The following is a 15,657-nucleotide window of genomic DNA, read 5'->3' as shown; positions in this document are numbered from 1 at the left end:
TCAGCTTCCCGGTCCGGTCAGGATCGGACGGGAAGCAGGCCCGGACTCGTCGACCCGGCGCACCGCGTCCGACCATTTGACGATACGGCTCCACATATCGACCAGCACCTCGCCGAGGTTTGCCTCGAATTCGCCCATCGATCGGATATCGTCCCGGAAGAACCGCTCGCCCGCGTACATCCAATTACCCAGGTGCACAGTCAGGATGTCACGGAGGTTCGACTCGATCGTCGCCCCGGACTCCCAGGGGACGACGACGGCGGTCGTCCCGAACCTGGCGGTGTCGAGGCGGGCCAGCAGGTCTTTATAGGCGTCGAGCTCTACGACCCACGGATCGACGATCAGCACGACCGGTTCCCGACTCGCCTGACAGCGCTCCAGCAGCTCGAAGAGATCATCGTCCATGGCTGCCTTGAAGGAGGAGACCATGCGATGTGCTATCGCGACCCCCTGCGCGTGCAGCACGATGGGGTCGGGGTGTTCGGGATGGTAAGGCTGCCAGTCCAGCGATCCTGCGCCATAGGCGTCTACGGCGGCCCGAATCGTCCGCATCTCGTCGCGGCTACCTGCGGCGACGACGAACCTCACGCTCTTGATGCCGCCAGCCTTGAGTCCTGACCGCGGGCGAGCCCGGCCGCCAGTCGTCTCCGGCTTGAGCGCGAAGGCGTTCGGCGCTCCGGCCAGGCTCAGATCTCTCATGAGTTCCGGCGGGTTCTCGCCAGCGGCTAGGACCATCATCGTGAACTTGACGAGGAAGTCGCGGTACAGACTCTCATTCTCCTTCAGCTGCATCAGGTAACGAAGTCCGTATTTCTGGTACTCCGCGCCGAACTGACTACGCGTGTCTTGGATCCGGTCCGCGATTGTCGGCAGCTCACCGGGTGTCGGCACCCACCAGACGGGCACGATGTGTGGCGCCAGCTTCCCAGCCCGGGACTGCCGAGTGCCAAACGCGTGCCATTCCTGGCCGCAGTTCGAGCTGCCGAATAAGCTCGGAGAATAGACGGGTACAAATACGTCACACGTTCCCAGCGCTACTCCGATGCTGTCTTCCCATTCACCGCCCACTGGCTGGTTCTTGTCAATGAACCCCGCGGATTCGATGGTGAAATGGCTGCGGACGCTGATTTCCCTACACAGGTCGTCGTAGAACCGATAGAGGTATTCATCAGGTGCATCCTTGCGCGAGTAGCTGAAGAAGAAATGCGGCACGAGACCTCGCACGCTCTCGGGGACGACACACCGGCTATATCACGATACTCGAAAAGAAGCGATCAAGAGGGCTTGACGACAGGAATCAGGCGCGGCTGGGTCCCTTGGAGACCGCGGAGATGTCACCCTCGGGTTGGTAGTCCAACAGTGGACCGGTGTTTTCTGGTCAGCGGATCCGTAGTGATTGTAGTGCGGGTCCGTGATCGTCGGCTGGGGATCGGGTGCCCTCGCGGTGTGATTCAGGTGTCTGATTCGTCGTTGCGCAGGTCATGGCGATACTCGAGAGCATGGAGCAGGTCTGGGTACGGCGACGTGAGCGAGGAGTGGACGAGCATCGGGCGCGCAGCGTGGCAGGAGGCAGGCCCGGCCCGTCGAGCTCGAGTTGCTGCGGCTTGGGGAGTGGTTCGTGGCTGAATGCGTTGGCGAGCCGGATGGCGTCCTGATCGTGGATGACCGGGTTCGTCAAGAAGGTGTGACCTCTGCAGGTCCCCTCGTGTTTCGCACTTTTGAAGATCGGCTTCGAGTTGAAGCTAGACCGTTTCGCGTGGTTTGAGATTGCTTGGTCGTGATCGCCACGCCACGCCAACGGAGCATCGACGGTATCTGATTCGCCCTGGTAAGAGAGTGAGCCGCCGATGCTCCCGGACCTCAACATACCCACCCTGACCGCCTTGTTGACCGCGTTCCGGCCGTGTTTCACCGCTCCGGGTTACCGGACGTTCACCGCCCTGGTGATCGGTTTGATCGGCCAGACCAGGCGGCACACCGTCTGCGGGATGCTCCTGGGGGCCAACCTCGCGGGCGTATGGCACCACTCCAGGGGGCACCGGTTCTTCGCCGCAGCACGCTGGTGCGTCGACGAAGTCGCCCTGGCACTTGCCGACACGATCATTGCCCTCCTCCTCGACCAGGACGCCGGGCTCGTCCTAGCAGTCGACGACACCCTGTTCAGGCGGAGCGGTAGGAACGTCTTCGGCACCGCCTGGCACCACGACGGCGCCGCGAAAGGCCCCAAGCCGATCGGGTTCGGGAACTGTTGGGTCATCGCGGGACTCGTCGTCACCCTGCCGTTCCTGGCACGGCCCGGTCTGCCTGCCGATCCTGTGCCGACTGTGGCACCCCCCGCAAGACCGGGAAGATCGCATTCGCCCGGGAGTTGGCTCAACTGCTGGCTGCCCGGCATCCCACCCGCATCATCCACGTCGTCGGTGACACCGCCTATGTCGGTGAGCACCTGCGCGGCCTGAAGGGGCGGATCACCTGGACCTCTCGGGGCGAAAGTCACCTCTGTCCTACACGAACTCCCGCCGCCCCGCACCGGAAGATCCGGCCGGCCCACGGACCAGGGGCGACCGGATCGGCACCCCGGGCGACCTGGCCAAGACAGCGCCCTGGCGCACCACGAATGTCCGCCGCTACCGACTCGACGACACCGTGGACATCTCCGACGTGACCTGTCTGTCTTTGGTATGGGTCCTTCCACAGCAAGCCGGTACGGTGGGTCCTGGTCCGCGACGACAAGCTCCGCACCAAGAACAAGGACGACCGCGGCTACGGACTGCCCTCGGTTACCACCGACCTTGTGTCAGCGCCCGAGAACCTGGTCGCCCGCTAGCGTCCCGCTGGTCCATCGAGGTCACGTTCTTCGACGCACGGGAGATCCTCGCCCGTCGGCGAAGCCCGCAACCGGCTGCGCCAGGCCGTCGAGCAACCGTCCCGTTCGGCCTGACCTGCCAGAGCCTGATGGTCGTCTGGTATGCCGTCGCCGGCCACAACTCTCGGGCCGTGATACCTGATCCTGCGCCACCAACTGGCCGTCGCGCAGCGCCGTGATCCGCAGTTGGCGCGCAAGCTCACATGAACGGACCGAGCTTGGCTGGCGCTACTGGCAGGGCTGCTGCCCCGGCACCGTCTTTCACGGATTCGGCTGATCGTCACGCCGTCATCCGTGCTCCGCTGGCACAACGACCTGCTCCGTCGCCGCTGGGGCCGCCGCTCACGCCGCAAACGGCCCGGGCGCCCACCGACCAGGCGAAACATCAAAGCCCTCATCCTCCGGCTCGCCAAGGAGAACCCCAGCTGGGGCTACAGAAGGATCCACGGCGAGCTGGCCGGCCTCGGCATTCGACTCGCCCCGTCGACCGTATGGGAGGTGCTGAAGAACGCGGGGATCGAGCCCGCCCCGACCCGTGACACCGGCCCGACCTGGGCGACGTTCCTGCGAAATCAGGCCGAAGCCATCCTGGCCTGCGACTTCGTCGTCATCGACCTGCTGGACGGGTCGAAAGCCTACCTCCTGGTGGTGATCGAACACGCCACCCGCCGGGTCCGCTTCCTGGACACCACCTTGCACCCCACCACCGACTGGATCGTGCAGCAGGCCCGAAACCTGCTGATGGACCTCGACGACTCCGGCACGACCGTGAAATACCTGATCCACGACCATGACCACGACGCCTCCTTCAGCGCCGTCTTCGACGCCGTGTTCACCGCCGCCGGCATGGAGGTGATCCGCACCGGCATCCACGTACCCCGCCAAAACTCGATCATGGAACGCTGGTTCCGTAGCCTCCGCGCCGAACTCACCGACCGCACGCTGATCTGGAACCTGAAGCACCTGATGCGACTGCTCCGCGAATACGAGGCCTTCTACAATCGGCACCGACCCCATCAAGCGATGGATCAGACCGCCTCGCTGAAACCACGACCCGACAACGTCATCGACCTCGACTCTTTCCGAGCCCGCCGACAGGACCGCGCCGGAGGCCTCCTACACGAATACCACCAGGTCGCATAGGTTTTGGCCCGAGTTCTCACCCTTGATAGAGTGCCCGCAGCCCCGGCAGGGCACCCCGGCCGCATATTGTTCCCACGTCAGTCGCGTACCTTCGCGCACCCACACCTCACTCCTGCGCTCGTCGCGGGGTGCCGTTCCTCGTTCTCCACCGCCTGCTTTCGTGCTCGCATGAGTCCGCGCCGCTGACGTTCTTCTTCGCTGAGCTTCGCCGCGAAAACCCGCCTGGGGGTTATTGATTCCTGCAGACGGACCTGTCCTGTCACAGTCTGGGCAGCGCCCTCGCTCACCGCCACGTGGCGGAGTGCAGCGTTGACAAGCGCTCCTGGAGCGGGCACGGAGGCTGCCAGCTGCTTTGCACCCGCCGGGAGTTCGCGGGGGTTGATTTCACCCGTTTGGGTCAGAGCGTCCTGCACGACCTGCCACAATGGCAGACGTGACCGACGCGCCGGCGCCACAACCCTTCGCTTACCTCGGCACCCCGAATGCGCCGCTCTATACCGGCATCCTGGACGTGTTCGCCTTGGCCAAGCAGCGTTTCACCGTCCACCTCCGGCCCGAGGACGTCCTGGCGGACTGGCCCGGCGCGCGGGCCGGCGACCGCGCCGACGCGGTTCGTCCGGCGGCTGAGCATCTGGTCCAGGCCCTGGACAGACTGGTCGAGTGGGGCAACCTCCGCTCCGACGCCGACACCGGGCGGGTGACCACGGTCGAGGACTTCAACCGAGCCCGCAGGATTTACCAGCTCACCCGGCACGGGCAGGCAGCGCTGGCGGCGATCGAGCACTACGAGCAGACCCTCGGGCAGCGCGGTCGGCTGCAGACGGTCGCCTTGGCCGACATCGCTGAGCAGTTGTCGGCGCTCGCGGTCCATGCCGAGGCGGCCGAGGCGCCGGACCAGGCCACGGTCGGCCTGCTGTTGTTCGCCCTTACCGAGCGTTTCACCGGCCTGGCCGACAACGCCGAGGCGTTCATGTCCTCGTTGCGCCGCACCGTCGACTTTAGCGACGGCGACGGAGACGAGGAAGCGTTCCTCGCCTACAAGGACCGGCTGATCGAGTACATCGACAAGTTCATCGCCGACCTCGCCAACCGGGGAGCCCAGATCGCCGGACTCATCGAGCGGATCGAGACGGCCGGCATAGCGCGGATTCTGGACGCAGCAGCTTGCCGGGAGGCGGTCGACGCCCTCCCCGACGTCGACCGTGCCGATGTAGCAGATGCCCCCGACGTGTACACCGCGGCCGTGCAGGCGGTGACCCGCGACTGGGAAAACCGCTGGCGCGGTCTGCGCGAGTGGTTCGTCAGCTCCGGATCCCGTCGTCCGTCGCAGGCCCGGCTGCTGCGCAACGCGGCCGTCAGCGGCATCACGAACCTGGTGAACACGGTCGCCGCCCTGAACGAGCGGCGCGGCGGACGATCGGACCGCTCGGCGGACTTGCGGGCGCTGGCCCGATTCTTCGCCCAGGCCCCGGACGACGCCGCCGCGCACCGTCTGTGGCGCGCGGCGTTCGCCCTGTCCCCTGCACGGCATCTGACCGTGGACGCCGACACTGAGGACGCCTGGGAACAGGCCGAGTACCCGCCGGGGACGCCGTGGGCCGCCGCTGCGTCGCTGCAGATCAGCCCGCGCCTGCGCGAGACCGGTTCCTACGAGCGGCGCGGTGCGCCGAACAGGGCGGTCGACCGTGAGGCGGGACGCCGGCAGCTTGCCGAGCGGGCCGAGCGCGAGGCCGCCGAGATCGCCGAGGCGCGGCGGCTGCTGGCGACCGATGGTCCGGTCCTGTTGTCCGAACTCGCCGGGGACGCCGGACTGGATCCCCGCGCCTTCCGGCTGTTCCTGTCCGTGCTGGGCGACGCACTGGCGGCACGCCGTCCCGGCATCGCTACGACGACGGCCACCAGCGGCGACGGCACGATGGAGATCCGGCTGAAGCTGGTGGACGCGGGCCAGATCGTCACGATACCGACCGAGGACGGCGTCCTGTCCGGGCCGGAGCACGTCGTGGAGATCATCGACCTGACCGCGCGTCCGGCGGCGGTCCGATGAGCGCCGTGGACACAGCGGCCGGCCAACCGGACCCGGCCGCGTTCGGCCACACCGTGTCCGACGAGACCGTGACCGGCCAGACCTCGCCGCACCAGCCGTCCGATCACCATGTCGAGCGTCGCCGGGCGGCGCGCGCCCTGCTGGCCTCGCCGTTGCTGACCGCCCGCGACGACGACTTCCGCCTGGTCCGCAAGCACGCGGCCGAACTGGCGGGCTGGTTCGCCGACCAAGCCGGCTGGCGGCTGACCGTGGACGCCGAGACGGCCCGGCTGTTCAAGAAGCCCGCCGCGCTGGACGATGCCACCCGCCCTGCCCACGCCCCGAAGAGCAAGGTCCCGTTCACCCGCCGCCGGTACGTCCTGCTCTGTCTGGCCCTGGCTGTCCTTGAGCGGTCGGAGTCGCAGACGACCCTGGGCCGCCTGGCCGAAGGCGTCCTCACCGGCGCCGCCGACCCGGCTTTGACCGAAGCCGGGATCACGTTCGCCATGGAGCGCCGCGAGGAGCGCGCCGACCTGGTCGCCGTCGTCAGGCTTCTGCTGGCCTGGGGAGTGCTGACCCGCGTCCAAGGCGACGAGGACGCCTTCGTCGCCGACAGCGGAAACGACGTGCTCTACGACCTCGACCGCCGCGTCACCGGCGGACTGCTGGCCACCTCCCGCAGCGCCTCGACCGTTACCGCGACGGCCTTCGAACAACGGCTGACGACACTGGCCGCCGAACCGATCCCCGACACGGATGACCTGCGGCTGCGCTCGCTGCGGCACGCGATGACCCGCCGACTCCTGGACGACCCGGTCGTCTACTACGCCGACCTCACCGAGCCCGAACGTGCCTACCTCGCCGGCCAGCGCGTCGCCATCACCCGCCGGATCACCGACCTCACCGGTCTGATCCCGGAGATGCGCGCCGAGGGCATCGCCATGGTCGACCCCGACGACGCCCTCACCGACGTCCGTATGCCCGAGCAAGGCACCGACGGACACGTCACCCTGCTGATCGCCACCAAGCTCGCCACCGATGGCATGGCCCCGACCGTCCCCGAGCTGATCCGCTTCGTGCAGGCGCAGGCCAGGCTCCACGTGTCGTATTGGCGCAAGACCGCAGCCGAGCCCGCGGCCGCCGCCGACCTGGCCGAGCAGGCCGTCGCCAAGCTGGAGGCCCTCAACCTGGTGATCCGCGTTCCCGACGACCACGGCGACGTCCGGATCCACCCGCGTTCGGCACTGATGCGCTTCACCATGACCGATCCGACGATCAAGAAGGCCGGAGCCCGCGCGTGACGACGATGACAGCCGACCCGACCGATCTCCCGTGCCCGTCTCGTGACCGGTGGCAGCCGCTGCGCGCGGGTCTGGTCGACGTGTTCTACTACGACGCCGAGGAGTTTCGTTTCTACGATGGGCGCCTGCTGCTTCGCGGCAACAACGGCACCGGGAAGTCCAAAGTCCTCGCGCTCACGCTGCCATTCCTGCTGGACGGGGAGCTGACCCCGTCCCGCGTCGAACCGGACGGCGACCGCGCCAAGCGCATGGAGTGGAACCTGCTGCTGGGCGGCAAGCACCCGAACGACGAGCGCCTGGGCTACACCTGGCTGGAGTTCGGTCGCCTGGACGAGAACGGCGTGCCGCAGTACCGGACCGTCGGATGCGGGCTGAAAGCGGTCAAGGGGCGTGGCATCGCCGACCACTGGTTCTTCGTCACCGATGAGCGCGTCGGCCCCGGTCTCCCGCTGCGCAACGAGCACCGCGTCTCCTACTCCCGCAAGGCGTTGGAGGAGAAGATCGGCGCGCATGCGGTGTTCACCACGGCCAAGGCTTACCGCCGGGCGGTGGACGAGGCGCTGTTCGGCCTAGGCGCCGAACGCTACGAAGCGCTCGTCAACCTGCTGATCCAGCTGCGGCAGCCCCAGTTGTCGAAGAAGCCCGATGAGAAGCTGTTGTCCAAGGCGCTCACCGAGGCGTTGCCGCCGCTGGCCGACGGCCTCGTCGGCGAGATCGCCGAGGCGTTCCGTGGCCTGCAGGACGAACGGGACGCGCTGGCCGCCCTCATCGAGGCGCACGGCGCGGCGAACGCGTTCCTCGCCCACTACCGCCGCTACGCCCAGGTCGCCGCCAAGCGCATCGCCGCCGGTGTGCGGCAGTCGCACAGCCGGTACGAGCAGCTGGGGCGGGACCTCGGCGCGGCGACCGCCGCCCGCGAACAGGCCCACGCCGCCTTCACCACTGCCGAGGGCGAGTTGACCGAGCTCGACGAACGCCAGACGCTGCTTACCGCGCAGAAGGACGCGTACAACCGTGACCCGGCCATGGGCACCGCCCGCGAGATCGACCGTCTGGCGAAAGCCGCCGAGACCCTCGCCGCCGTCGCGCGGACCCGCGCCGAGGACCGCCATCGGGCCGTCCGCGACGCGGACAGTTGGATGCACCGCTCCGAGCAGGCACGACAACGCGCGCAGTCCGATGCGGCGGATGTCGACGGCCGGCACCGCGAAGCCGACGCCGCGGGGCAGGCCGCCGGCATCGATCACGGCACGCTGCGATCGGTGATCGCCGCCGCGTCGGCCCAAGCGGATCCGCCCGCCCCACCGATCCCGTCGCGCGAAGCGTCCGAGGACTCCATCGCCGCCGTCGAGGCCGCCGTCGCCGTGGCGCGCCGGTCGAGCGACGCGCTGATCCGCGACCGACAGCAGGCGATCAGTGGGCTGCGGAACTTGCACCAGGCTTCTGAGACGGCGGCACGCGCGCTCGCCGCCGCACGTGCCGCCGCCGAGCGCGCCGCGCAGAGGGCCACGGCCTCGGCCGAGCACGCCGCCGCCTCGTCCGGCGCCGTCGCCGCACGCGGCGAATCCCTGGTCGCGGCCTGGGAGTCCTGGAACTCGCACTGCGTCGAGACCGTCCTCCCCGACCGCGACGCGGCCGGGTCCGAGCTCGAGCTCTGGGTGAGGACACTCGATGGTCCGAACCCCTTCGCCCGGCGAGCCGAGGAGGCCGGCCGCGTCCACGCGGCACACCTGAACCGCCGGGTCGCGGACGTCGATGGCCGTCGCACACGAGCCGAAGCGGAGCGCTCGGCGCTCGCCGCCGAGATAGCCCGCCTGGAGCAGGGCGGCCACAACGCGCCGCCGGCTCCCCGGACCCGCGCCGCGGACGCCCGGTCGGATCGGCCCGGCGCGCCGCTCTGGAAGGTCGTCGATTACCAGGACCACGTCACGGCCGCCGACCGCGCCGGTTTGGAGGCGGCGCTGGAGGCATCGGGCCTGCTGGACGCGTGGCTCGCCCCGGACGGTCGGCTCCTCGATGACGTCACCGGCGACGTGGTCCTCGCGCCGACCGCCGCCGCCCCGGACGTCGGCCTGGCCGCCGTCCTGCGCCCCGCGATCGACACCGCCGATCCGCAGGCCGCCGCGCTGGAGGAGACCGCGGTCGCGGCGGTGCTGGCGGCGATCGGCGGCGTCCCGGTGGGCGCCGCGGAACCCGGTCACCACACCTGGATCAGCCCTGACGGCCGGTTCCGGGTCGGCGTGCTGCGCGGCGCCTGGCGCAAGGAATCAGCCCACTACATCGGCGAGCGCGCCCGCGAGACCGCCCGCCGGGCCCGCCTCGCCGAACTCGCCGGGCAGACCGCCCGGCTGGCGGCCGAGATCGCGGCCCTCACCGGCGAGGCCCGCACCGTCACCGCCCGACTCGACGCCCTGGCGGCCGAGCTGCGGGAGCAGCCGTCCGACGCGGCGCTGCGCGAGGCAAACACTCTCGCGGCCGCGCACGCCGACGCCGCGCGGGAGGCCGTCGCGGCGCGCGACGAGGCCCTGGCCGCCGTCGAACCGGCGGCTGAGGCCGCCGCCGAAGCCGTGGCGGCGACGCTGACGTTCGCCGAGGACACCCGCCTGCCCGCCGAGGCGGCGGCGCTGGAAGCCGTCGCCGAAGCCCTCGCCGACTACCGGCACAGTCTGTCGGGCCTGTGGCCCGCGGTGACCGCCGCCGCGCGGGCCGCCGCCGAGGCCGCCATGGCGGAGCACGAGCGCCGTGTGGCCACCGCCCGGCTGGCCGAAGCCGACGAGGCCGGGCTCGCGGCTCGCCACGACGCCGAGGCCGCCGCCGAGGAGCACCGCGCCTTGGTGGCGACCTCCGGGGCCGCGGTCGAAGAGCTCTACCGGCGGTTGGAGGCGGTCCGCGTCGAGCTGGCCGCCGCATCGGCTGCCGCCACCGCCGTCCGCGCCCGCCGCGAGCAGGCGCTCAAGGACCGGGAACGGGCCGAGGGCCGCCGCCTCCAGCTCGAGTCCGACATCGCCGAGGTCGCAGGCCTGCGCGACGAGGCCATCACGGTCCTGCGGCGCTTCACCGCCACCGGCCTGCTCGCCGCCGCGCTGCCCGATCTCGAACACCCCGACCCGGCCGAAGCATGGGTCCCGGCCCCGGCGGTCACGCTGGCCCGCGCGATCGACGCGGCCCTGGCCGCCGTCGACGAAGCCGACGGCGCGTGGGAGCGCGTCCAGGCCCGGGTCGTCCGCGAACAGCAGGAGCTGTCCGGCGCCCTGGCCCGCCACGGCCACCAGGTCGGCATGACCCTGCAGGACGGCCTCATGGTCGTCGACGTCCTGTTCGCCGGGCGCACCCAGGACATCCCGGCTCTGACTTCCGCCTTGGACGCCGAGGTCGCGCAGCGCACCCGCCTGCTGTCCGCCAAGGAGCGCGAGCTGCTGGAGAACCACCTCGTCGGCGAGGTGGCCGGGGCGCTCCAGGAACTGATCACCGAGGCCGAAGCGACCGTCCAGGCCATGAACGACGACCTGGAGGCCCGACCCACCTCCACCGGCATGGCCCTGCGCCTGGTCTGGCGCACCGCCAAGGGCGCGCCGGAAGGGCTGGAAGCGATCCGGACCCGGCTGCTGCGCAAGGCTGTCGACGCCTGGAGCCCGGCCGACCGCGCCGCCGTGGGGGACTTCCTGGCCCGCCGCATCACCGACGACCGCGCCGCCAACCCTGCCGACACCTGGCACGACCAGCTCACCCGCGCGTTCGACTACCGCGCCTGGCACGAGTTCGGCATCCAGCGCCGAACCGACGGCGCCTGGACGTCGGCCTCGGGCCCCGCGTCCGGTGGCGAGCGGGTTTTGGCCGCGTCCGTGCCGCTGTTCGCCGCCGCGTCGTCGCACTACTCCTCCGGGCACCCGCACGCCCCGCGGCTGATCGCCCTGGACGAGGCGTTCGCGGGGGTCGATGACGACTCGCGTGCCAAGTGTCTCGGCCTGCTGGCCGCGTTCGACCTCGACGTCGTCATGACGTCCGAGCGGGAATGGGCGTGCTACCCGACTGTGCCGGGCATCGGCATCGCCCAGCTGGCGCGCGCCGAGGGCGTCGACGCAGTTCTCGTCACGCCGTGGCGTTGGGACGGCCGCGACCGCTTGCGCCTGACGCGACCCGAGCCGTACCTGCCGCCGCAGCGCGCCCGCGACACACCTGTCCCGACGGACTTTGAGCCATCGCTGTTCGACGACTGACTCGCATGGCCGGCCCCGATGTCCCGACCGATCGCGTCGATCACAACCGCCTGCGCCGCCTGCTCGGCGCGCCGGAACTCGCCTGGCTGGTCGACCGGGTCGTCGAACGGCTCGCGGCCGGGACCACCGCAGCCGACGGCGCCGTCGCCCTGACCGACCCAAGTCCGGAGCAGCGCCGGGCCGTCGAGCGCCTGCTCGGCCGCCCGCCCGGTCGCGGCAGGACCCTGACGATTCGGCTCGGCGACGTAGAGGCCGTGCTGCGTGATGCCGAGATCAGCCCGGATGGTCTGGCCGCAGCCGTCACCGCCCTGCGCGGTCCGATCCCGGTCCGCCACGAGACCGCAGCCGCCGAACGGACGGCCTGGGACTCCGCTCACGAACCTCTGGAGCACCTGGTCGCCGTCCGTCCCGATTTGGCGCCATGGCTTCGTCATGTCCGGGCGACCGGCCTGCTCAAGCGGCACGCTCCGACGTCCGGGACGGCCCTCGACCTCGCCGGTCAGGCCGCACGGGTCCTGGCCGCGCTGCCGCATCCGGGCACGGTCCGCCCAATCCTCGCCGCCGGCGCCGTCGGCGACGCGCACGCATTGGATGACGGCCGCCCGCTGACCGCCCTCGTCCTGTCCGCCATCCGCTCCCTGTCGGGTCTGGCCGCCGCCGACACCACACACGCCGAGGGCCGCCGCGCGGCCTGGGCGGGCGTCGGCGTCGCCACCGACCACCTGTCGTCCCGCGTCCTGGTCCTCAACGTCCCGCCACCGCCCGGCGACGACAGCACCCTGTCACGCCTGCTGCGCCTGATGGCGACCGACGGCGAACCGGTGACGCTGACCCTCCGCCAGCTGCGGGCATTGCCCGCCGGCCACGCGGACCTGGCCGGACAGACGGTGAGCGTCTGTGAGAACCCGGCGGTGATCTCGGCGGCGGCCGATGCCCTCGGCGCAGCGTGCCCGCCGCTGCTGTGCCTGGAGGGCACCCCGTCGGTAGCTGCCATCAGCCTGCTCCGCTGGATCCTGGGCAGGGGAGCCCGGGTCCGCTACCACGGCGATTTCGACTCGGGCGGAATCCGCATCGCCGTCCAGGTTTTCGCCCTCGCCGCCCGCGCTGGCGTGCCCGCCGTTCCCTGGCGGTATGACAGCGCCGCATACCTCGACGCCGTCGCGCTGGGTCTCGGCAGCCCGCTGTCGGCACCGGTGTCGCCCGACGCGCCGTGGGACCCCGACCTGCGCCACCATCTCGAGACCAATGCTGTCCGCGTCGAGGAGGAGCACGTTGTGGACATGCTCCTGGGTGACCTCGCTTGCGGAGACTGCTGACGCGCTCGCGTGGCTGCTGGCCTGCAGGACGTGTGGATGCTCGAAGGCGATAGGTTCATTGGGACATCGGGGTGTAACGGAGCCCTCGGGCAGGAGACGGGGCGTCGTTGCCGGAGGTCGCGCTGGACGCGGTCGAGTGGCGGTAGTGGGCCGAGGCGAGGATCGGCGCCTGTGACGAACGCGACCACGACGGTAGGCCGGACGAGGTCGACGCGTTCGAGGAGTTGTCCATCAGCACCGGTGACGCGCCCGGGTGGCGGGCGATAGCGGCGATGCTGTGATTCTGGATCCGTCAGCTGCCCGAGTTTGGAAAATCGAAGCTATCGCACAGCGAGGATGACGACGTTTCCGAGTTCGCCCCCGCTGCGTTCGACCTGATCGAGATTTGAAACAGTTGCCGAAGATTCCCCTCGTTGTGGATACGAGTACCAGCGTGGGCGCGGCCTGGGCATGATGTTCTCGTGCGTGACTTCACCGTCCTCTCCGACCGCGAGTTCGAAGAACTGGTGGCGGACTTGCTCCAGGCCAGGTTCGGCACACACGTGGAGCGGTTCCCGCCGGGGCGGGATGGTGGCGTCGACCTTCGATGGCGGTCGGGCGCGGAGACCGTGATCGGGCAGTGCAAGCACTATGCCCGGTCTGGTTATAGCGCCTTGCTTCGTGAGCTGCGTCGTGAGACGAAGAAAGTCGCCAAGCGCAAGCCTGATGACTACTGGGTGGTCACGTCGGTCGATCTCACCAGCCACAGGAAGGACGAGATCCACGGCCTCTTCCAGCCGTGGATGCGATCTTCAGCGAACGTCCTGGGTCCTCTCGACCTGGACGGCATGCTGACTGAATTCACCGCTGTCGAGCGTCGGCACGTAAAGCTGCTGTTCTCCACCGGTGAGCAACTGACCGCACTGGTGCACTCAGGCATCGTGAATCGCACGCAAGCTCTTCTGAAACGAATCGAACGGGCACGTCCAGCCTATGCGGTTACCGACGCACATCGCAGGGCCGCAGAGCTTCTGGAGAAGCATCGGGTCTGCGTCCTCGTCGGTCCACCCGGCATCGGCAAGACATCGCTCGGCATGATGTTGGTCGCGCAGGCTATCGGTGACGGATGTCAGCCAGTCGAGGTGTCCGAGGACATCGACGACGCCTTCGCCATGCTTCGTGCGGGCGAGAAGCAGATCTTCTTCTACGACGACTTCCTCGGTGAGCTCTCCTATGGCGAACGCTGGGGGCGGAAGAACGAACAGAAGCGAATCGGGCACTTTATCGATCACGTCGCGCAGAGCTCGAGCGCGCTACTCGTCATGACCAGCCGGGAGTACATCCTGCGTGACGCCGGGAGGATGCTCGAAACAGTGAGAAGGGTCGCTGCCGAGCCCTTCGTCCTGCGCCTCGCTGAGATCCCGCCTCCTGATTCGGGGCGGGTGCTGTACAACCACCTCTGGCATGCGGGCCTGCCTGACACCGCCCGGCACGACCTGGCTGGGAGCGGCTGGACGCGGATCGCCGGGCATCACGGCTTCAACCCACGGGTCGTCGAATGGTGCGTCCAGCCTGAATTCGTCGGCGACGGCGGCCGCTACGTCTCCCGAGTCGTGGACGCACTAGACAATCCTGAAACGATCTGGGAGACCGTGTTCAACGGGCTCCCCGAGTTCGACCGGCTCGTACTCTACGTCCTCAGCACCCTGCACGGCAGATTCAGCACTGTGGAATGGGCCAGTACAGTTCTTGATGCGTTGTGCCGGGAGACGGGATTGCGCTTCACCGGAGACGACTTGCGCCGGGCCCTGGATGTTCTTGAGGGAACGTTCACGAGAATCGAATTGGTGACCCACTGGTCTTCGGGAGAGCAGGAGGCGGTTCGCGAGGTCCGTTTCATGAACCCGTCCATCCGAGCGTTCGTTCTCGGCAGGATCGCTGCGGACGTCTTCGCCTGCAGGGCCGTGCTCCGTACCGCCACAGATCTCAACGCGTTGGAACTGTTGTGGTTCGGCGACGAGCAGGGACTGATGGACGGGCTCAGACTCTGGCCGTCGAGGCTTAGCCCGCAGGTCCGTGCGGAATTCGTGGCCGCAGCCCAACGCTTGACCGATCGGTCGCAGCGCTACTACCGCGCGATTCTCTTCTGGAACTGCATGCCTCATGAGTGGCTTCCAGATCGAGCATGGCTGACACGCGCCATGGAGGCGCACATCGTCGAGTTGGCAGCGGACGATGAGGAGGACACGATCGATCCGTTTACTTACAACGTCGTGCTGAGGGACCTTGCAGGAACGGATGTCGGGATGCGGCTCCACGCGTGCGTCGACGCGAAGACAGATGTCGACCGCTTCGAGAACTATCTCGACGACTGGGACAGGCTGGCTGAGCACATCAGGATTCATCGGCGAAGCTGCGATCTCGCAGGCTCTGCCAAAGTCCTGGAGTCGTATGAGGGTTTCGTCGACGGCGAGCTTGAGCGCATGCGGGAGACGTCGGGCGGGCCGGATATCGAGAACCTTCTCCAGATGGCATCCATCGCCGGCATCCTTGGCTTGCCGGGCCTCATGCAACGCCTCCGTGATGCAGTCCAGCTGGTAAGGACGAGCGACGGCGATGGTTATCCGCAGCAGGTGGCCGAATCGATACAGGTCAGCTGGGGCACAGACCTGGTCCAGGACTTCGACAGGCTCCTTCGACCCGAGCATTCTTGAATCACAAGACGCCGACGCGGTGGCACCAGCTCGAGACGGCCATCACGTGCCGGCAAGTCAACGTGGATTGCCGGATACTGGGCGACAGGGAGCGA

At 68.9% G+C, this 15,657-nt stretch carries 8 protein-coding genes; 7 read left to right on the top strand and 1 reads right to left on the bottom strand.

Annotated features, from left to right (window positions below; translation table 11 throughout):
* Positions 1-1,212, bottom strand: a complete 1,212-nt coding sequence (locus tag CACI_RS02445; protein WP_012784737.1) for a TIR-like protein FxsC — start codon at positions 1,210-1,212, stop codon at positions 1-3.
* Between the two features lie 635 nt (positions 1,213-1,847).
* Between CACI_RS02445 and CACI_RS02440 the strand changes: the two genes are divergently transcribed.
* From CACI_RS02440 to CACI_RS02410, 7 genes are all read left to right on the top strand, one after another.
* On the top strand, positions 1,848-2,459 hold the full coding sequence (locus tag CACI_RS02440) for a transposase (RefSeq protein ID WP_041540001.1): 612 nt from the start codon (positions 1,848-1,850) through the stop codon (positions 2,457-2,459).
* Between the two features lie 905 nt (positions 2,460-3,364).
* Positions 3,365-4,009, top strand: coding sequence for an integrase core domain-containing protein (locus CACI_RS02435; RefSeq protein WP_190276713.1), 645 nt, complete (start codon positions 3,365-3,367; stop codon positions 4,007-4,009).
* A gap of 424 nt (positions 4,010-4,433) precedes the next feature.
* On the top strand, positions 4,434-6,056 hold the full coding sequence (locus CACI_RS02430; protein ID WP_012784736.1) for a TIGR02677 family protein: 1,623 nt from the start codon (positions 4,434-4,436) through the stop codon (positions 6,054-6,056).
* Entirely contained in the window at positions 6,053-7,336 is a 1,284-nt protein-coding gene (locus CACI_RS02425) for a TIGR02678 family protein (RefSeq protein WP_012784735.1), read from the top strand. Before CACI_RS02430 ends, CACI_RS02425 begins: the two co-directional genes overlap by 4 nt.
* 5 nt (positions 7,337-7,341) lie before the next feature.
* The gene (locus tag CACI_RS02420) at positions 7,342-11,553 is read left to right on the top strand and encodes a TIGR02680 family protein (protein ID WP_041541008.1); all 4,212 of its coding nucleotides are present in this window, start codon (positions 7,342-7,344) and stop codon (positions 11,551-11,553) included.
* A 5-nt stretch (positions 11,554-11,558) separates the two neighbouring features.
* Entirely contained in the window at positions 11,559-12,869 is a 1,311-nt protein-coding gene (locus tag CACI_RS02415; protein WP_012784733.1) for a TIGR02679 family protein, read from the top strand.
* Between the two features lie 461 nt (positions 12,870-13,330).
* A complete protein-coding gene (locus tag CACI_RS02410; protein ID WP_012784732.1) occupies positions 13,331-15,562 on the top strand; it encodes an nSTAND3 domain-containing NTPase in 2,232 nt (743 codons plus the stop codon).
* Positions 15,563-15,657: the final 95 nt, after the last annotated feature.

The sequence above is a fragment of the Catenulispora acidiphila DSM 44928 genome (genome assembly GCF_000024025.1).
Taxonomy (GTDB): domain Bacteria; phylum Actinomycetota; class Actinomycetes; order Streptomycetales; family Catenulisporaceae; genus Catenulispora; species Catenulispora acidiphila.
The sequence above is the reverse complement of the archived record's forward strand: the minus strand, read 5'-3'. Positions and strand labels throughout refer to the sequence as shown.

Coding starts and splice junctions, on each gene's coding strand:
- CACI_RS02420 (WP_041541008.1), top strand. CDS start 7,342: ATGACAGCCGACCCGACCGATCTCCCGTGCCCGTCTCGTGACCGGTGG.
- CACI_RS02430 (WP_012784736.1), top strand. CDS start 4,434: ATGGCAGACGTGACCGACGCGCCGGCGCCACAACCCTTCGCTTACCTC.
- CACI_RS02415 (WP_012784733.1), top strand. CDS start 11,559: ATGGCCGGCCCCGATGTCCCGACCGATCGCGTCGATCACAACCGCCTG.
- CACI_RS02425 (WP_012784735.1), top strand. CDS start 6,053: ATGAGCGCCGTGGACACAGCGGCCGGCCAACCGGACCCGGCCGCGTTC.
- CACI_RS02440 (WP_041540001.1), top strand. CDS start 1,848: ATGCTCCCGGACCTCAACATACCCACCCTGACCGCCTTGTTGACCGCG.